The organism is Microbacterium album, from assembly GCF_014643695.1.
Lineage (GTDB): Bacteria > Actinomycetota > Actinomycetes > Actinomycetales > Microbacteriaceae > Microbacterium > Microbacterium album.
The window spans coordinates 1-17907 of the sequence record NZ_BMJY01000010.1; the positions used below are offsets into that span (position 1 = coordinate 1).

Sequence of the window (17907 nt, forward strand, 5' to 3'; positions counted from 1 at the left end):
CCGCGAACCCGACCGCGCCCTCGGGAAGAAGGCCATGCGGGCCGTGATCGACGCGCTCACCAGCGGCGTCCCCGCCGCGCTCATCGAGCTACGCCGCCTCGGCCGCACCCTCACGCAACGCGCCGCGGACATCCTCGCGTTCTTCGACCGGCCCGGCACCAGCAACGGCCCGACCGAGGCGATCAACGGCCGCCTCGAACACCTCCGCGGCTCCGCCCTCGGCTTCCGCAACCTCACGAACTACATAGCCCGTTCGCCGCTCGAGACCGGCGGCTTCAGGCAACACCTACACCCTTGATTGCGAAGAGCCAGCAAAGCTCGTCCTCAGGTATCCGAAGCCGCGTTCATCACCACCGCGTGACCATACCTCAGGACCCGACTCAAAGCGCATGATTCGTGGGTCCTCAGGAGCGCTGGGCGAACGCGGTCTCGTACAGGCAGACACTCGCGGCGGTGGCGAGGTTGAGCGACTCGGCGCGGCCGAAGATCGGAACGCGCAGCGTGCGGTCCGCCAGGGCGAGGGCGCGCTCCTCCAGGCCGTGCGCCTCGTTGCCGAACAGCCAGCCGGTGGGCCGCGCCAGCAGGCCCTCGGCACGCGCCGCGAGGAGGTCGTCGCCCTTCACGTCCGCGGCGACGACGTCCATCCTGGCTCCGTGCGCCCGCTCCACGACGTCCTCGAGGTCTCCGCCGACGGCGATCGGGAGGTGGAACAGCGATCCCGTCGTGGAGCGGACCACCTTGGGGTTGTACGGGTCGACTGTGCGCCCGGTGAGCACGACGGCGTCGGCGCCCGCCGCGTCGGCTGCGCGGATGATCGTGCCCAGGTTGCCGGGGTCGCGGACCTCTTCGCAGATCGCGATCAGTCGGGGCGAGGCGGCGAAGATGTCCTTCACGGCGGTCGGCGTCTGACGCGCCACCGCGACGAATCCCTGCGGCGCCACCGTGTCCGCCATCACGTCCAGCACGGCCTCCGACACGAACTGCACATCCACCTGCTCGTCCGTCAGCAGGGTGCGCAGGTCCGGGTGGCGCTCCAGCGCGCTGGGCGTGGCGAACAGCTCCACGATCGTCTCGGGCCGGAAGGCCAAGGCCTCGCGAACCGCCTGCGGACCCTCGAGCAGGAACAGGCCCGTCTCGCGCCGGGCCGTGCGCTTGGCCAGCTTCGCGACGGCCCGCACGCGCGGGGACCGGGGATTCTCCAGCACGATGCCCAGTCTATGACGGGCGTGGCATACGGACGTGACGCGCGGGTAAAGCGCGCGCGACTGGAACGCGACGCCGCGAGGTCGCGCTCGCGAGCGCACGAGAAAGGGCGCCCCCGGAGGGACGCCCTTTCTGGAGAGGCGGGTCTTACGCCGCCGACTTCGGTGCGCTCGTGTCGGCCGGGAGCGCGCTCTTCGCGGTCTGGACGAGCGACGCGAACGTGGCGGGCTCGTTCACGGCGAGCTCGGCCAGCATGCGACGGTCGACCTGCACACCCGCGAGGCCGAGGCCCTGGATGAAGCGGTTGTAGGTCAGGCCGTTCGCGCGGCTGGCGGCGTTGATGCGCTGGATCCACAGACGACGGAAGTCGCCCTTGCGCTTGCGACGGTCGCGGTACGCGTAGACGAGCGAGTGGGTGACCTGCTCCTTCGCCTTGCGGTACAGGCGCGACCGCTGGCCGCGGTAACCGGAGGCGCGCTCGAGGATGACGCGACGCTTCTTCTGGGCGTTGACCGCCCGCTTGACTCTAGCCATTCTTCATTCTTCCTAACGAGATCTGCGCGTCAGCGACCGAGGAGCTTCTTGACGACCTTCAGGTCGTTGCCCGAGATGATCTGGTCCTGGTTCAGGCGGCGCGTGCGACGGCTCGACTTGTGCTCGAGGTTGTGGCGCATATTGGCCTGCTGCTTCTTGATCTTGCCGCTGCCGGTGATCTTGAAGCGCTTCTTGCTGCCCGAGTGGGTCTTCTGCTTCGGCATCTTCTCTTCCTTCGTATGCGCCCAGCGGGCGACGTTGTGTGCACCCGCTCGAGCGGGAGTCTGCGGGGCGGATTACTCCGCGGTCGAGGCCTTGGCTTCGCGCGCGGCCTGCTTCGACGCGGCGCGCTGAGCGTTCTGCTCCGTCTTGACCTCTGACTTGTTCTTGTGCGGCGCGATGACCATCACCATGTTCCGGCCGTCCACCTTCGGGTTCGACTCGACGGTGCCGAACTCGGCCACGTCGTCTGCGAACTTCCGCAGCAGGCGCACGCCCTGCTCCGGCCGTGACTGCTCGCGGCCGCGGAACAGGATCATCGCCTTCACCTTGTCGCCCGACTTCAGGAAGCCCTCCGCGCGCTTGCGCTTGGTCTCGTAGTCGTGCTCGTCGATCTTCAGGCGGAACCGGACCTCCTTGAGGACCGTGTTCGCCTGGTTGCGACGCGCCTCCTTGGCCTTCTGAGCGGCCTCGTACTTGAACTTCCCGTAGTCCATGATCTTGACGACGGGAGGCTTCGAGTTGGGGGCCACCTCGACCAGGTCGAGGTCGGCCTCCTGGGCCAGACGGAGCGCGGCCTCGATGCGGACGACGCCGATCTGCTCGCCGTTCGGGCCGACGAGTCGGACCTCGGGCACGCGGATGCGCTCATTGGTGCGGGGATCGCTGATGCGGACTCCTTGGGGTGGTGGTCGAGGGCCACCGTGACGCGATGTTCGTGCCACGGGCGGGAGAAGAGATCAGCGTCCACCCGGCAGACGTCACACGTCGGCCTCACCCACGTTCTGGTTCGCAGCGAGCGATCCGGAACCACCCGCGTGAAACGCGGGGGAGTGCGTGACCCGGTAGCCTGTAACGGCAAGCGCGGGTGGGAACTGAGTCCTCTTTCGTCCGGACTTCTCCCTGAGGAGTTACCCGGAGCCCGGAAAAGTCTACCAGAGAGCAGTCGATGAGCACCATCCCGCCCGAGCACTCCCCTGTCGACCCCTCCCCCGTCGACCCAGAGCGGACCGCCCGCTGGGAGGAGCAGGAGCGTGCGGCGGCCGACGTGTCGGCCGTGCGCGACATCGCGGATGTCGCGGCGGTCGAGGTGATCGGCTCGGCGTGCGTGCACCTGATGAGCGCGGCAGCCGTCAAGCTGGGCCTCGCGGACAGCCCGGACGCGGACGCCGACATCGATCTGGACGAGGCGCGCAAGCTGATCAACGCCCTCGCCGGCCTCGTCACCGCCGCGGCGCCGGAGATCAGCGACATGCATGCCCGCCCCATCCGCGACGGCCTCCGCTCGCTGCAGCTGCGTTTCCGTGAGATCTCGACGATCCCCGACGCCCCGGGCAAGGGCCCGGGCGAGAAGTGGACCGGCCCGGTCAACTGAGACCATGCCGGCCGGGATCGACCTCGAGTACCCGTTCGCTGGCCGCTGGCTCGTGCAGAACAGCCCCGCTGACCGCGTGCCGAGTCACGGCACGGGCCGGTTCGCGACGTCCCACGCGATCGATTTCGTCCCCACGGACGCCGCCGGGCGCACCGCCCCGATCCGCCTCGCCTCGCTCGTGAGGCCCGAGTCCCCGTCCCTGTTCCCCGGATTCGGCCGCGCGATTCTCGCGCCGGTCGCCGGCACCGTCGTCCGCACCCACGATGCCGAGCCCGACCACGACGCCTTCCGAGGGCTCCCCTCGATCGGCTACGCCCTCACCCAGGTCCGCCGGGCGGCGGCGGGCTGGCCTGCGCTCGCGGGCAACCACGTGATGATCGAGCGCGACGGCGTCGTCGTGGTGCTCTGCCACCTGGCGAAGGCGAGCGTCACCGTCCGCCCCGGCGAGCGGGTCGACGTCGGTGAGCCGGTCGGTCGCTGCGGCAACTCCGGCAACAGCACCGAGCCCCACCTCCACATCCAGGCGATGACCGGCATCGACGCCGCACGGGCGACGCCGGTGCCGCTCACCTTCCGGGGCTCTCTTCCGCGCAGCGGCACGATCGTGGTGGCCGACTAGGCCGCATACGCCACCGGGCCGCAGACAGGGGCGCAGCCGGGCCCGGCTTCGACTCCGCCGCTGGCGCGGCTCCGCTCACCCCGTTTCGACTCCGCGGCTCCGCCGCTCCGCTCAACGACCGGAACCTGAGCACCACCCCCTACCTCTACCCACCGACCTCAACCCGGTGCGAGCGCGCAGCGCGAGCGTGCGGGCGCGAGTGCGCCCGCCAACCAGGCGCGAAGCGCCGGCGCGCTGAAGCGCAGCGGAAGCGCCTCCCCCGAGGAGAGGCCCCTCGGGGCCCGACGAGCGGGAGGAAAAAGAAGAGAGCACTACTTGGTGTTGCCAAGTACCGGTACTCAGTGTTACTTTGTACCGGTACCTAGCGACACTGAGCAAAAGGAGGTGGCCGTGGGCAACCAGATGACCGAGCTGCTGAAGGGCACGCTCGAGGGCATCGTCCTCGCGATCCTGGCCGAGCAGTCGGCCTACGGATACGAGATCACCGCGCAGCTGCGGGAGCGGGGGTTCTCGGACATCGCCGAGGGCACCGTCTACGCGCTGCTCGTACGCATCGAGCAGAAGGGCCTCGTGGAGGTCGAGAAGGTGCCGTCCGAGAAGGGCCCTCCCCGCAAGGTGTACTCGCTGAACGACCAGGGCCGGCGGCAGCTCGCCGAGTTCTGGACGACGTGGAGCGCGCTGGCCCAGCGCATCGAGGAGCTCCGCGCCGCAGCAGACGACGACAGCACGAACCCCGGAAGGAACTGACATGGCCGCGAAGTGGATCGAGGCCCTCACGGGCTCGCTCGAGCAGAAGAAGCAATACAAGCAGAACGTCACCCGCATGGAGGCGCTGCCGGCACCCTACGCCGGGGCGGCGAAGGCCCTGCACCGGTACCTCCTGTACCAGGGCGGCATCACCGACGGCGAGACGCTGACGACGATGTTCGGCGACCTCGTCGATCTCTTCGACCGAGCCGCCGTGGACGGCACACCGGTGCGCGACATCGTCGGCGACGACCCCGTCGAGTTCGCCGAGACGTTCGCGCAGTCCTATGGCGGCGAGCGCTGGATCGACAAGGAGCGCGCCCGCCTGAACGCGGCGATCCAGGCCGCGGTCGAGAAGGAGCGCCGGCCATGACGCCCGCCATCCGGCTGCAGGGCGTCACGAAGTCCTTCGGGGAGCTGCGCGTGCTCCGCGGCGTGGACCTCGAGGTGCCGCGCGGAAGCGTCTTCGCGCTGCTCGGATCCAACGGCGCCGGCAAGACCACGCTCGTGCACATCCTGTCCACCCTGCTGAAGGCCGATGCGGGATCCGCGACGGTCAACGGGTTCGACGTCGCCACCGATGCGGAGCGAGTGCGCGAGTCGATCAGCCTGACCGGCCAGTTCGCCGCAGTGGACGAGGCGCTCACGGGCCGCGAGAACCTCGTGCTGGTGGCCCGGCTGCGGCACGTGAAGGACCCGGGCGCGGTCGCCGACGAGTTGCTCTCGCGCTTCTCCCTCACGGAGGCCGGAGGACGCAGGGCCGGCACCTACTCCGGCGGGATGCGGCGACGACTCGACATCGCGATGAGCCTGATCGGCGACCCGCCGATCGTCTTCCTCGACGAGCCGACCACCGGCCTCGATCCGCAGGCGCGCATCGAGGTGTGGGACACCGTGAGGCAACTCGTCCGCGGCGGCACCACCGTGCTGCTGACCACCCAATACCTTGACGAGGCCGAGCAGCTCGCCGATCGCATCGCGATCCTGCATCGCGGCACCGTCATCCAGCAGGGCACGCTCGCCGAGCTCAAGAGCCTGCTGCCACAGGCCCGGGTCGAGTACGTCGAGAAGCAGCCGTCCCTCGAGGACGTCTTCCTGGCGCTCGTCGGCGAGACGGACGACGACGCCCCCACAGAAAGGAAACAGTCGTGACCTCCCACGCCCTGAGCGACACCGGCGTTCTCACCGGACGGTCGCTGCGTCACATCCTCCGCAGCCCCGACACGATCATGACGACCGCCGTCACTCCGATCGCGCTGATGCTGCTGTTCACCTTCGTCTTCGGCGGAGCCATTCAGACCGGCGCCGAGACGTCGTACATCGACTACCTCCTGCCGGGCATCCTGCTGATCACGATCGCGTCCGGGATCGCCTACACCGCGTATCGGCTGTTCCTCGACATGCAGGGCGGCATCTTCTCGCGGTTCCAGTCGATGCCGATCGCACGGTCGGCCGCGCTGTGGGCGCACGTGCTCACGTCCCTCGTCGCGAACCTGGTGTCGGTCGCGCTCGTCATCGGCGTCGCGCTGCTGCTCGGGTTCCGCACGGGGGCGTCCGTGGGCGCGTGGCTCGCCGTCGCGGGCATCCTGGTGCTGTTCACTCTCGCGCTGACCTGGATCGCCGTGATCGCGGGACTGGCCGCACGCACGATCGACGGCGCCAGCGCGTTCAGCTACCCGCTGATCTTCCTGCCGTTCATCAGCTCCGCGTTCGTGCCGACCTCGTCGATGCCCGGCCCAGTCGCGTGGTTCGCCGAGCACCAGCCAGTGACGCCCATCGTGAACACGCTGCGCGCGCTGTTGGCGCAGCAGCCGGTCGGAGGGCAGATCTGGACGGCCCTCGCCTGGATGGCCGGGATCCTCGTGGTGGCCTACGCCGCCGCGCTCGCGGTGTACCGCCGCAAGCTCGGCTGACCCGGCTTCGACTCCGCGGCTGCGCCGCTCCGCTCAGCCCGTTTCGACTGCGCGGCTCCGCCGCTCCGCTCAACGGTTCAGGAGGCGCGGTCGAGCTTGACCGAGAGGGAGTCGACCAGGGTGGCCACGCGGTCATCCGCGGACCAGCGGCGGGCGAGGCGGGCCAGCACGGCGTCGAGCTCGCCGCGGTCCAGGCCGGACATGAGGGTGAGGCGCACGATCAGTTCCGGCCCGCGGAGCCGAGCCCGGGGGTCGCCCTGCTCGATCGTGAGGTCGATCACGGCCAGCTCGCCCGCGACACTCTCCTGCAGGCCGAGGAAGACGTCCGGATTGGCGAAGCTGGGCTGCCAGGGCTCCTCCTGAGCGATCGCCCAGACCGCGGGCCTGCGGACGACGAACTCCGTGTCCGAGGTGGCGTCGATCACGATCAGGTCGGTCTGCTCGGCCGACGCGGCCAGCGCGGCCCGGAGCCCCTCCACCGGGATGGGGCGGGCCTTCGCGTCCCACCGGGCGAGGGTCTCCACCGAGCTGAACACCGGCAGCACCTTGCGGCCGTCGGGGGCCGCCACGGTGACGATCGACAGCTCCTGCGTCTTGTCGACGGGCAGGCCGTGGGCTCCGATCCCCTCGTCGCCCTTCTCCGCGACGAGCGGGATGAGCACGCGTGCCCGGCGCAGGGCGTCGACCACGGCGACCTGGTCGCCGCCGCCGTCGCGGAACGCCGTCAGCGCCGCGTGCAGCGCGGGGTCAGCCGAGCCGTCGTCCCCCGCGTGCGGGTTGGGCTCGAACTGGCGCCCCTCCCAGGGGACGCCCGCGGAATCGGCGCGGCGTCCGTCCTCGGGGCCGCCCGCGGAGTCGGCGTCGTCAGTCGGACGCGACATCCAGCGCCTCGGCGAGCGTGAACGCTCCCGTGTAGAGGGCCTTGCCGATGATGGCGCCCTCGACGCCGTTCGGCACGAGGTCGCGCAGCGCCGCGATGTCGTCGAGGCTCGACACGCCGCCCGAGGCGACGACGGGCTTCGGCGTGCGGGCCGTGATCTCGCGCAGCAGCTCGAGGTTGGGGCCGCGCAGCGTCCCGTCCTTCGTCACGTCCGTCACGACGTACCGGCTGCAACCGGCGTCCTCAAGGCGCTCTAGGACATCCCAGAGATCGCCGCCCTCCTGCGTCCAGCCGCGGGCCGCGAGCGTCGTGCCGCGGACGTCCAGTCCCACGGCGATCGCGTCGCCGTAGCGACCGATGACCGACGCGGTCCACTCGGGATTCTCGAGCGCTGCGGTGCCGAGGTTGATGCGCTGCGCCCCGCTCTCCAGCGCGGCCTCCAGCGACGCGTCGTCGCGGATGCCGCCCGAGAGCTCGACGTTGACGCCGCGCATGTGCTTGATGACCCTGCGGAGGACAGCCGCGTTGCTTCCGCGGCCGAACGCCGCGTCGAGGTCGACGAGGTGGATCCACTCGGCGCCCTGCTTCGCCCAGGCCTCGGCGGCCTCCACCGGGTCGCCGTAGTCGGTCTCGGTACCCGCCTCCCCCTGGGTCAGGCGCACCGCCTTGCCGTCGGCGACGTCGACGGCGGGCAGCAGGATCAGTCCGGGCGTGGACGCGAAATCGTTCATGGCTCCCTGTGCATCTCGAGACGGCGTGTCCGTCGGCGCCGGGCCTCTCCCGTCGCGGGCACGAATTCAGACGTTACTGCGGCGCAGCCCCTCGAGCCAATTCCGCAGCAGCCGGATGCCGGCCTCGCCGGACTTCTCGGGGTGGAACTGCGTCGCCGACAGGGGGCCGTTCTCGACCGCGGCGAGGAACGGGCCGCCGTGCCGCGCCCAGGTCACGACCGGACGCTGGAACGGCCCGTGCGCCTCCAGGGTCCACTCCTGAGCGGCGAACGAGTGCACGAAGTAGAAGCGCTCGTGCTCGATGCCTCGGAACAGGCGCGACCCCTCGCCCGCCTCGACGGTGTTCCATCCCATGTGGGGCACCACGGGCGCCTCGAGCTCCTTCACGACGCCCGGCCATTCGCCGAGGCCCTCCGTGTCGGTGCCGCGCTCGATGCCGCGCTCGAACATCACCTGCATGCCGACACAGATGCCGAGCACCGGACGTCCGCCCGCCAGGCGCCGCTCGATCAGCTCGCCGCCGCGCACCTCGCGCAGCTGCTCCATGACCGCACTGAACGCGCCGACCCCGGGCACGAGCAGACCGTCCGCGTCCATGATCCGGCCGCGGTCGCGCGTGAGGTGCACCTCGGCACCGGCCGACTGCAGCGCCTTGACCGCCGAGTGGACGTTGCCCGAGCCGTACTCGAGCACCGCGACGACCGGACGGCCGCCGTCCCCGTTCTCGGGTGCGCTCATAGCGCGCCCTTCCCGTTCGCGGGTGCGCTCATAGCGCGCCCTTCGTGGACGGGACGCCCTCGACGAGCGGGTCGAGGGCCTTGGCCTGCCGGAACGCGCGCGCGAGAGCCTTGTACTCCGCCTCCGCGATGTGGTGCGGATCGCGACCCGACAGCACGCGGACGTGCACCGTGAGCCCCGCGTTGAACGCGAGCGCCTCGAAGGTGTGACGCACGAGGGAGCCGGTGAAGTGCCCTCCGATGAGGTGCTGCTCGAAGCCTGCGGGCTCGCCGTCGTGCACCAGGTACGGGCGACCCGAGATGTCGACCACGGCCTGCGCGAGCGCCTCGTCCAGGGGAACGAGAGCGTCGCCGTAGCGGGCGATGCCCGACTTGTCGCCGAGCGCCTCGCGGATCGCCTGGCCCAGCACGATCGCGACGTCCTCGACCGTGTGGTGCGCGTCGATGTGCGTGTCGCCCGTCGCGGTCACGGTGAGGTCTGTCAGCGAGTGCTTCGCGAACGCGGTGAGCATGTGGTCGAAGAACGGCACGCTGGTCGAGATCGAGCTCTGTCCCGTGCCGTCCAGGTTGAGCTCCAGCTCGACGCTCGACTCGCTCGTGGAGCGGGTGCGGCGCGCGATTCGGGCATTCGTCATGCTCGCGAGTCTAGTCCGGGGGCGCCGGGCGCCGGATCGCCCGGGCCGCGCCCGCAGGCGCCTCCCAGCGGCGAGCGGACCCGGTTCAGCGGGCCCCGATCTCCGCGAGAGCCTCGAGGAACGCCGTGGTCTCCTCCTCGGTTCCCGCGGTGACGCGCAGGTGCCCGGGGATCCCGATGTCGCGGATCAGCACACCGCGGTCGTACAGCGCCCGCCACGTCGCGGCGGGATCCGCGACGCCGCCGAAGAGCACGAAGTTGGTCCAGGACTCGGACGGCCGGTACCCCAGGGCTTCCAGCGTGGCGGACATGCGGTCGCGCTGCACCACGATCTCGTCGACCATGCGGAGCATCGTCGTGGCGTGCTGCAGCGCCGCGCCGGCCGCCGCCTGCGTGAGCGCGCTCAGGTGATACGGCAGTCGGACGAGGCGCAGGGCGTCGATCAGCGCGGGGTCCGCGGCGAGATAGCCCACGCGCGCGCCGGCGAACGCGAACGCCTTGCTCATCGTGCGCGACACCGCGAGCCTGGGCCGGCCCCCGAGAAGCGTCAGCGCCGACGGGGAGTCGCGCGGGGCGAACTCCTGGTAGGCCTCGTCGACGACGACGATGCCGTGGCTCGCGTCATAGACGGCCTCGATCACGTCGAGCGGCAACGGGGTGCCCGTCGGGTTGTTCGGGGCGCACAGGAAGATCACGTCCGGGCGGGCCCGCTCCACCTGCTCCGCGGCGTCCTCGGGGCTCAGCTCGTAGGCGTGCCCGCGCGTCCCGCCGATCCACTCGGCTCCCACGCCGCTGGTGAGCAGCGGGTACATGGAGTAGGTCGGTCCGAACCCGAACGCGGAACGGCCGGGACCGGCGAACGCCTGGAGCACGTGCTGCAGCACCTCGTTCGAGCCGTTCCCGGCCCAGATCTGCGACGCGTCCAGGCCGTGCCCGAGGTACTGCGCGAAACCCTCCCGCAGCGCGAGGAACTCCCGGTCGGGATAGCGGTTGATCTCGCGAAGCGCACGCGCCACGGCGTCGGCGATGTCGTCCGCGACCTCCGGCGGCACCGGATGCGTGTTCTCGTTGACGTTCAGGGCCACGGGAAGCGGTGCCTGCGGGGCGCCGTAGGGCTTCTGGCCGCGCAGATCGTCGCGAATCGGCAGTTCGTCGAGGGAGACCGTCACCCTGTCCATGCTAGAGCGCGGCGCGGCCCCCGGATCCGCGGCGCCGTCCTCAGTCGGCCGACGAGTACTGCAGCGGGATCGCGATGCGCTGGCCGGCTGCGACCGAAGCGCTCGGCAGCTGGTTCAGCCGGATGATCGCGTCGACGACGTCACGAGGGTCCTCGGTCGGGGCCATCTCCTCCGCGATCGACCACAGCGACTCCCCCGCCATGACGGTCACCGTCTCGAACGACCCGGTGGGCACGCCGTCGTCACGCGAAGCGAGCGCCGTGCCGCCGCTGATGATCGCGAACGCGAGCGCCGTCGCGACCGGCACCGAGACCAGCCCTGCGAGCACGCGCCGGCCGCGGCGCGTGAGACGCAGCCGCGTCTTGCGCGCTCCACCGACCGCTGCCGCGGGGGTCGTGCCTGCCGCGTCGTCCTGAACCGTGCTGATCGCCGTGCTCATGCGTGCTCCTTCGTGTATCTCGAGAAGATCGAGAGGGCTTCGCATCCGGACCTCGGCCGGGAGGGCCGGATGCGAAGCTCTGTTCCGAATCTATCTTCGAATGTTCGAATCTGTCAACGTCTTCTTCGAAACCGGATCGGACACCGCGCGCAACACGCTCGAACGAATCTCCCGTACCGGCCCGTTGTTCGGATACGGTTTCGATGAAGCCACCCCACCACGGGCCACCGACATTGGAAGTCGGCGGGAAGGAGCACCGGACATGAGCGCGCCGCAGACGCCTGCCGATCTCGACGACAAGCGGCGCACGCGCCGGCGGAAGAACCTCAGCGAGAAGCAGCTCGCGATCCTCGAGGTGATCCAGCGGTCCATCCAGTCCAAGGGCTATCCGCCGACGATGCGCGAGATCGGGGACGCAGTCGGCCTCAAGTCGCTCTCGAGCGTGACGCACCAGCTCGGGCAGCTCGAGCTGAGCGGGTATCTGCGTCGAGACCCGGGCAAGACGCGGGCCATGGAGGTGCTGATCGACCTGCCGGGCCAGGCCGCCGAGAACCTCGACGCGGGCGTGCCCTCCGTGGGAGACGCCGCGATGGTTCCGCTGGTCGGCCGGATCGCGGCGGGCGTCCCCATCACCGCCGACCAGCAGGTGGAGGAGATCTTCCCCCTCCCCCGACAGCTCGTCGGCAGGGGCGAGCTGTTCATGCTCAAGGTGAGCGGCGACTCGATGATCGACGCCGCCATCTGCGACGGCGACTGGGTCGTCGTCCGCGTGCAGAACACGGCCGAGAACGGGGACATCGTCGCGGCGATGCTCGACGGCGAGGCGACCGTGAAGGTCTTCCGTCAGCGCGACGGGCACACCTGGCTGCTGCCGCGCAACTCCGCGTTCGAGCCGATCCTGGGCGACGAGTCGGTCGTGCTCGGGAAGGTCGTGGCGGTGATGCGCGCGGTCTGAGCGCCGGGGGGATCCCCGGATCCGGGCTATACCGTGGAGGCATGCCCGACACCTCTCGCTCGATCACGCTCCCTTACGGATCCTGGCCGTCCCCGATCGGCGCGTCCGATGTCGCCGGCGGTGCGCCGCGGCTCGACGGCGCCCGCTTCGTCGGACATCCGCGCGATTCCGGCGACGCCGCGTACGAGGTCTGGTGGAGCGAGAGCGTGCCGTCCGAGTCCGGGAGGACGGCGGTCTTCCGGCGCACTCCCGACGGACCCGAGGCTCTGCTGCCGCCGCCGTGGAGCGTGCGCTCCCGCGTGCACGAGTACGGCGGGGGCGCCTGGACCGCCACCGACGAGGGCGTGCTCCTGTTCGTCAACGCCGCGGACCAGCGCATCTGGCGGACCGTCCCGGGCGAGGAGCCCGCGCCGCTGACGCCCGCGGACGGCGGCATGTGCTTCGGCGATCTGACGCTCGAGACCCTCCCGGGAGGCGGTGCGCGCCTGTGGGCGGTGCGCGAGACCCACGGAGCCGGCCGCACGCCCGCGCGCGACATCGCCGTCATCCCTCTGGACGGCAGCGCCGCCGACGACGCCGGGAGGATCGTGAGCGCCGTCGCCGGCTCCGACTTCCTCGCCTACCCCGCGCCGCGCGGGGGACGCCTCGCGTGGATCGCGTGGAACCACCCCGACATGCCGTGGGACGCGGCCGAGCTGCGCGTGGGCCGGATCGCCGCCGACGGGACCGTGCTGGAGCACGTCACGGTCGCCGGCGGCCGCACCGCGGCCGGCCCCGTCTCCGCGCTCCAGCCGGAATGGACCGGCGACGACGAGCTGATGTTCACGGCCGACCCGACCGGCCGCTGGAATCTGCACTGGGTCCGCTTCGACGGACTCGCGGCGACGGATCCCGAGTCGATCCAGCCGGGCGATGCCGACACGGGCGGCCCGCTGTGGAACCTCGGGACGCGCTGGTACACCCCGCTGGACGACGGCCGCGTCGTCGCCGTGCGCACGCACGGCCGGGACGAGCTCGCGCTGATCGACCCCACGTGCGGCGCGCTGTCCGCGCTCGAGACGCGGCTCACCTCGGGCGTGCTCGTCCGGGACGTGCGCGGCTCGCGGGTGCTTCTGACGGGCGCCGGCGCGCAGGAGCCCGGCGGGCTGTGGCTGCTCGACGTCGACGCGCGCACGCTCGAGGCGCTGCGCGGCGGCGTGTCGGCGCTCGACCCCGAGTGGCTGCCGCGCGCGCAGGCCATGTCGTTCCCCGGTCCCGACGGCGACGTCCACGCCTTCGCGTACCCTCCCACCAACCCCGGCGTGACAGGTCCCGAGAACGAGCGACCGCCGTACCTCGTGCTCGTGCACGGCGGCCCGACGGCGCACTCCTCCGGCGAGCCCTCCCTCGCCGTGGCCTTCTTCACGAGCCGCGGCATCGGGGTCCTCGACGTCAACTACGGTGGCTCGACCGGCTACGGCCGCGCGTATCGCGAACGGCTCCGCGGCCGATGGGGCATCGCGGACGTGGCCGATGTCGCGGCGGCCGCACGGGGCCTCGCCGCCGCCGGGCTGGCCGATCCCGACCGCATCGCGATCAAGGGCGGATCGGCGGGAGGGTGGACCGTGCTGTGCGCGGTCGCCGACACGGACGTGTTCGCCGCGGGCATCACACGCTACGGCGTGGCCGATCTGCGCCGCCTCGTGGAGGACACGCACGACTTCGAGGCACGGTACCTCGACGGTCTCGTGGGCCCGCTGCCCCAGGCCGAGGCGCTCTACGTCAGCCGCACGCCGCTGTCGCGCCCCGAGACGCTCCGCACCCCTCTGCTGATCCTGCAGGGGGCGGAGGACCCCGTCGTGCCGCCGTCGCAGGCGGAGGCCCTGCGCGACGCGCTGGCGGAGAACGGCGTGACGCACGCGTATCTGCTGTTCGAGGGCGAGTCGCACGGCTTCCGGCGCGCGGAAACGCTCGTGCGCGCCTTCGAGGCCGAGCTGTCCTTCCTCGGCCAGGTGCTCGGCTTCGACACGCCGGACGTCCCGCCGCTGCCACTCGACTGAACCGGCCGGCTTTAGGCCGTCCGGTACGGCTCGAGCGCCGCGGCAAGGCGCTCCGAGACGTGAGCGTGCACGAGCGTGCCGCCCTCCTCGTGCCTGCGCTCGTGCAGGTGGCCCTGCTCGTGCAGCGCCGACACGAGGTCGCCCCGGTCGTAGGGCACGAGCGCGCGCACCTCGATCTCCGGCAGCGGCAGCGCGGCCTCGACCGCGGCGCGCAGCTCGTCGAAGCCTTCGCCCGTGCGCGACGAGACGAACACCGCGCGCGGCTCGAGGCCCCGCAGCACGAGGCGCGTGTCGTCGTCGACGAGGTCGCTCTTGTTGAACACGACGATCTCGGGGATGTCCCGCGCCCCGACGTCGCCCATCACATCGCGAACGGTCTGCAGCTGACCGGCGGGATCGGGGTGGTGCGCGTCGACGACGTGCAGGATGACGTCCGCGTCGGCGACCTCCTCGAGCGTCGAGCGGAACGCCTCGACGAGCTGATGCGGCAGGTTGCGCACGAAGCCGACCGTGTCGGCGATCGTGTACACACGCCCGTCGGAGGTCTCGGAACGGCGCACGGTCGCGTCCAGCGTCGCGAACAGCGCGTTCTCCACGAGGACGCCCGCGCTCGTGAGGCGGTTGAGCAGACTCGACTTGCCGGCGTTGGTGTACCCGGCGATCGCGACCGACGGGATCGTGTTGCGCTTGCGCTCCCCGCGCTTGGCCGCGCGCGCGGGCGCGAAGTCGCGGATCTGGCGCCGCAGCTGGGCCATGCGGGTGCGGATGCGGCGCCGGTCCAGCTCGATCTTGGTCTCACCGGGACCGCGCGAGCCCATGCCCGCGCCGCCGGCACCCACCTGGCCACCGGCCTGACGGCTCATCGACTCACCCCAGCCGCGCAGGCGCGGGAGCAGGTACTCCAGCTGCGCCAGCTCGACCTGGGCCTTGCCCTCACGGCTCTTGGCGTGCTGGCTGAAGATGTCCAGGATCACCGTCGTGCGGTCGATCACCTTGACCTTCACGACGTCCTCGAGCGCCCGTCTCTGGCTCGGTGCCAGCTCGGTGTCCGCGATCACGGTGTCCGCGCCGACGGCGGCCACGAGGTCTTTCAGCTCATCCGCCTTGCCGCGCCCGAGGTAGGTGGCGGGATCGGGGTGCGGTCGCCGCTGCAGCACGCCGTCGAGGACCTGCGCGCCCGCGGTCTCGGCGAGGGCGGCGAGCTCGCGCAGCGAGTTCTCCGCGTCCGCCTGCGAGCCCTGCGCGTACACGCCCACCAGCACGACGCGCTCCAGGCGCAGCTGCCGGTACTCGACCTCGGTGACGTCTTCGAGCTCGGTCGACAGGCCCGCGACGCGACGCAGCGCGGCGCGCTCCTCGCGGTCCCACTGCTCGCCGTCGTTCGTGCCGTCCGCGGCCGTCGCCGCGTCCTGGAGCGCCTGGGCGCCGCCGAAGACGCGCACGCCCGAGCGCCCCTCGGCACGCTGGAGCACGCGCTCGACCGGATCCGCCGCGCCTGTTCGCCCCTCCGCCGGGATCCGGTCCGCGGCGTCGCGGACGGCGGGATCGGACGGAACCGGGTTCGTCGCCGGATCGGGTGTGGTGGTGTCAGTCATCCATGCCTTTCATTCCCCGGTCGCCGTGGCGTACCGAGCTCTTCAGCTTATGCGTCCGCGCCTCGCGCGGCTACCCGCCCCCGCGGGTGCGGAATCCCTGTCCGGGCAGGCCCGGACCCTCTCGCAGCGGAGCCCTCGCTCCGGTACGCTGGCGGCCTATGGTGGACCACTACTTCACCGCGAGTCCCACCAGTGCCGAGAACCTGCGACGCATCCGAGTGACCCTCGTCGGACGCACCGTGGAACTCACGACGGCGGCCGGCGTGTTCAGCCCCGAACGGCTGGACGTCGGCACCTCGGTGCTGCTCGCGAACACTCCCGAACCGCCGTCCGGAGGCGACTTCCTCGACCTCGGCTGCGGCTGGGGACCCATCGCCCTGAGCATGGCGCTGATGTCACCGCGCGCCCGCGTGTGGGCCGTCGATGTCAACGAACGCGCCCTCGACCTCGTGCGTCGCAACGCCACCTCCCTGGGCATCGACAATGTCAACGCCGTGCTCCCCGAGGATGTTCCCGAGGACGTGCGCTTCCGCGCGATCCGGTCGAACCCGCCGATCCGTGTCGGCAAGTCCGTGCTGCACGGGCTGCTCGAGCAGTGGATCCCGCGGCTCGCCGAGCGCAGCGACGCCCATCTCGTGGTGAAGCGCGATCTCGGCTCCGACTCGCTGCAGCGGTGGCTCGCCTCCACATTCGACGAGGGCTACAGCGTCTACCGGGCGGCCACGAGCAAGGGCTACCGCGTGCTGCGCGTGCGCCGCCACGGCACGCCGCGCACGGAGCCGGTCGAAATCGTCTGACACTCCACGCACGACCGACGAGAGGATCCTCATGGCCGACATCATCGTCATCGGCGGGCACGGCCGCGTCGCCCTCCGCGCCGCTCCCCTGCTGCGCGAGGCCGGTCACTCCGTGACCTCCGTCATCCGTGACGCCGCGCAGGCCGCCGACGTCGAGACGTCCGGGGCCACGCCGCTGGTGCTGGACGTCGAGCGCGCGTCGGTCGAGGATCTCGCGGACGCCTTCCGCGGCCGCGACGCGATCGTGTGGTCGGCCGGCGCCGGCGGCGGGAATCCCGCGCGGACGTGGGCGGTCGACCGTGACGCCGCCATCCGGGCGATCGACGCGGCCGTTGCGGCGGGGGTCGCGCGGTTCGTGATGGTGTCGTATCTCGGCGCCGGCCCGGACCACGGCGTGCCCGAGGACGACTCCTTCTTCGCCTACGCCGAGGCCAAGGCGGCCGCCGACGCCCACCTGCGCGCCTCGGACCTGGACTGGACGATCCTGGGGCCCGGCTCGCTGACACTCGACGAGCCCACGGGCCGGATCCGTCTGGTCGCCCCCGGTACGGACGTCTCGCGCGGCGACCACGACCGCCACGTATCGCGCGGCAACGTCGCGCGGACGATCGTCGCGGCGCTGGAAATCCCCCACACGATCCACCGCACGCTGGAGTACGTCGACGGGGACACCGACATCCGCGACGCCTTCCGGGGCGCCTGACCCGGTCCTCCCGGGCGGAGGGTTCATTCCCCCGCCGCGGCCAGGTCTTCCGGGGTGTCGATGTCGCGCAGCTCGCGACCCGGCGCGGCGACGCGCACGGGGTCGAGGTCGGCGAACAGCGCCCGCAGGGGGCGGTCTGCCGTCTCCCCCAGACGGGCCAACCGCTGCCGCAGGACGGCCTCGTCCCACGCGGCGCACAGCGGCTGCAGGCGGCCGGACTCGTCCTCGGCGAACGCGGCGCCGCGGCCGGCGCTGTCTATGAGACCGCGCAGCAGCCCCGCGGTGACGAAGGGCATGTCGCCGCCCAGCACGACGATGACGCCCTCGGCGTGCGGCCGCAGCGCTCCCATGCCCGCCGCGAGGGCGGCCAGCGGGCCCGCGTAGGGCGGATCCTCGCGGACGACCGGCACGCCGTCCGGTACGGCCTCGGGGAGTCCGACGACGAGCGGATCCGCGCCGACGCCTCGCAGCGCCTCGATCACGCGCGCGACGATCGGCCGGCCGCCGACCTCCAGAGCCGGCTTGTGCCGCCCGCCGAGGCGCGAGGAGCGCCCCCCGGCCAGCACGATCCCTCGGACGGGGCGCGGAGCGGCCGACATTCTCTCCCAC

23 protein-coding genes are annotated in these 17907 nt (G+C 71.5%); 11 read left to right on the top strand and 12 right to left on the bottom strand.

Annotated features, from left to right (window positions below; translation table 11 throughout):
* The coding region (locus tag IEX37_RS11135) for a transposase (protein ID WP_188756349.1) at positions 1-298 on the top strand (298 nt) is incomplete at its 5' end.
* Between the two features lie 106 nt (positions 299-404).
* Here the strand turns inward: IEX37_RS11135 and IEX37_RS11140 are convergent.
* The 4 genes from IEX37_RS11140 to infC form a co-directional block, all read right to left on the bottom strand.
* Positions 405-1205, bottom strand: coding sequence for a TrmH family RNA methyltransferase (locus IEX37_RS11140; RefSeq protein WP_188756350.1), 801 nt, complete (start codon positions 1203-1205; stop codon positions 405-407).
* Between the two features lie 145 nt (positions 1206-1350).
* Positions 1351-1737 (bottom strand): 50S ribosomal protein L20, encoded by a 387-nt coding sequence (rplT, locus tag IEX37_RS11145; protein ID WP_188756351.1) that lies wholly within the window; start codon positions 1735-1737, stop codon positions 1351-1353.
* Positions 1738-1766: 29 nt separating this feature from the next.
* On the bottom strand, positions 1767-1961 hold the full coding sequence (rpmI, locus tag IEX37_RS11150) for a 50S ribosomal protein L35 (RefSeq protein WP_188756352.1): 195 nt from the start codon (positions 1959-1961) through the stop codon (positions 1767-1769).
* Between the two features lie 72 nt (positions 1962-2033).
* Positions 2034-2594 carry a translation initiation factor IF-3 gene (gene infC / locus IEX37_RS11155; protein WP_229663226.1) on the bottom strand — a complete coding sequence of 187 codons (561 nt, stop codon included), beginning with the start codon at positions 2592-2594 and terminating at the stop codon, positions 2034-2036.
* A 311-nt stretch (positions 2595-2905) separates the two neighbouring features.
* On the opposite strand from infC, the gene IEX37_RS11160 reads away from it, so the two are divergent.
* The 6 genes from IEX37_RS11160 to IEX37_RS11185 all read left to right on the top strand — a co-directional run bounded on the left by IEX37_RS11160 (position 2906) and on the right by IEX37_RS11185 (position 6610).
* On the top strand, positions 2906-3331 hold the full coding sequence (locus IEX37_RS11160) for a DUF1844 domain-containing protein (protein WP_188756353.1): 426 nt from the start codon (positions 2906-2908) through the stop codon (positions 3329-3331).
* 4 nt (positions 3332-3335) lie between these two features.
* Positions 3336-3950 (top strand): M23 family metallopeptidase, encoded by a 615-nt coding sequence (locus tag IEX37_RS11165; protein WP_188756354.1) that lies wholly within the window; start codon positions 3336-3338, stop codon positions 3948-3950.
* A gap of 390 nt (positions 3951-4340) precedes the next feature.
* The gene (locus tag IEX37_RS11170) at positions 4341-4697 is read left to right on the top strand and encodes a PadR family transcriptional regulator (RefSeq protein WP_308421669.1); all 357 of its coding nucleotides are present in this window, start codon (positions 4341-4343) and stop codon (positions 4695-4697) included.
* Between the two features lies 1 nt (position 4698).
* A complete protein-coding gene (locus IEX37_RS11175) occupies positions 4699-5070 on the top strand; it encodes a DUF1048 domain-containing protein (protein WP_188756355.1) in 372 nt (123 codons plus the stop codon).
* Positions 5067-5849, top strand: a complete 783-nt coding sequence (locus IEX37_RS11180; protein WP_188756356.1) for an ABC transporter ATP-binding protein — start codon at positions 5067-5069, stop codon at positions 5847-5849. The genes IEX37_RS11175 and IEX37_RS11180 overlap by 4 nt, the downstream gene beginning before the upstream one ends.
* Positions 5846-6610, top strand: coding sequence for an ABC transporter permease (locus IEX37_RS11185; RefSeq protein ID WP_188756357.1), 765 nt, complete (start codon positions 5846-5848; stop codon positions 6608-6610). The genes IEX37_RS11180 and IEX37_RS11185 overlap by 4 nt, the downstream gene beginning before the upstream one ends.
* A gap of 77 nt (positions 6611-6687) precedes the next feature.
* On the opposite strand, the gene IEX37_RS11190 is transcribed toward IEX37_RS11185, so the two are convergent.
* The 6 genes from IEX37_RS11190 to IEX37_RS11215 form a co-directional block, all read right to left on the bottom strand.
* Positions 6688-7491, bottom strand: coding sequence for an SseB family protein (locus IEX37_RS11190; protein ID WP_188756358.1), 804 nt, complete (start codon positions 7489-7491; stop codon positions 6688-6690).
* A complete protein-coding gene (priA, locus tag IEX37_RS11195) occupies positions 7475-8221 on the bottom strand; it encodes a bifunctional 1-(5-phosphoribosyl)-5-((5-phosphoribosylamino)methylideneamino)imidazole-4-carboxamide isomerase/phosphoribosylanthranilate isomerase PriA (protein WP_188756359.1) in 747 nt (248 codons plus the stop codon). The genes IEX37_RS11190 and priA overlap by 17 nt, the downstream gene beginning before the upstream one ends.
* Before the next feature lie 66 nt (positions 8222-8287).
* Positions 8288-8959: an imidazole glycerol phosphate synthase subunit HisH gene (gene hisH / locus IEX37_RS11200; RefSeq protein WP_188756360.1), complete on the bottom strand. Its 672-nt coding sequence runs from the start codon at positions 8957-8959 to the stop codon at positions 8288-8290.
* Positions 8960-8987: 28 nt separating this feature from the next.
* Positions 8988-9593, bottom strand: coding sequence for an imidazoleglycerol-phosphate dehydratase HisB (hisB, locus tag IEX37_RS11205; RefSeq protein WP_188756361.1), 606 nt, complete (start codon positions 9591-9593; stop codon positions 8988-8990).
* 85 nt (positions 9594-9678) lie between these two features.
* The gene (locus IEX37_RS11210; protein WP_188756362.1) at positions 9679-10770 is read right to left on the bottom strand and encodes a histidinol-phosphate transaminase; all 1092 of its coding nucleotides are present in this window, start codon (positions 10768-10770) and stop codon (positions 9679-9681) included.
* Positions 10771-10810: 40 nt separating this feature from the next.
* Complete coding sequence (locus IEX37_RS11215) at positions 10811-11209, bottom strand: LysM peptidoglycan-binding domain-containing protein (RefSeq protein ID WP_188756363.1); 399 nt, start codon at positions 11207-11209, stop codon at positions 10811-10813.
* A 262-nt stretch (positions 11210-11471) separates the two neighbouring features.
* Between IEX37_RS11215 and lexA the strand changes: the two genes are divergently transcribed.
* Entirely contained in the window at positions 11472-12164 is a 693-nt protein-coding gene (gene lexA / locus IEX37_RS11220; protein WP_188756364.1) for a transcriptional repressor LexA, read from the top strand.
* A gap of 41 nt (positions 12165-12205) precedes the next feature.
* Entirely contained in the window at positions 12206-14203 is a 1998-nt protein-coding gene (locus IEX37_RS11225) for a S9 family peptidase (protein WP_188756365.1), read from the top strand.
* 11 nt (positions 14204-14214) lie between these two features.
* Here IEX37_RS11225 and hflX read toward each other — a convergent pair whose 3' ends face one another.
* The gene (gene hflX, locus IEX37_RS11230; protein ID WP_188756366.1) at positions 14215-15798 is read right to left on the bottom strand and encodes a GTPase HflX; all 1584 of its coding nucleotides are present in this window, start codon (positions 15796-15798) and stop codon (positions 14215-14217) included.
* A gap of 158 nt (positions 15799-15956) precedes the next feature.
* On the opposite strand from hflX, the gene IEX37_RS11235 reads away from it, so the two are divergent.
* Both IEX37_RS11235 and IEX37_RS11240 read left to right on the top strand, forming a co-directional pair.
* Positions 15957-16595 (top strand): class I SAM-dependent methyltransferase, encoded by a 639-nt coding sequence (locus IEX37_RS11235; protein WP_188756367.1) that lies wholly within the window; start codon positions 15957-15959, stop codon positions 16593-16595.
* Between the two features lie 31 nt (positions 16596-16626).
* Complete coding sequence (locus IEX37_RS11240) at positions 16627-17298, top strand: NAD(P)H-binding protein (RefSeq protein WP_188756368.1); 672 nt, start codon at positions 16627-16629, stop codon at positions 17296-17298.
* A 23-nt stretch (positions 17299-17321) separates the two neighbouring features.
* Here the strand turns inward: IEX37_RS11240 and mobA are convergent, their stop codons facing one another.
* Entirely contained in the window at positions 17322-17897 is a 576-nt protein-coding gene (mobA, locus tag IEX37_RS11245) for a molybdenum cofactor guanylyltransferase (RefSeq protein WP_188756369.1), read from the bottom strand.
* Positions 17898-17907 lie beyond the last annotated feature (10 nt).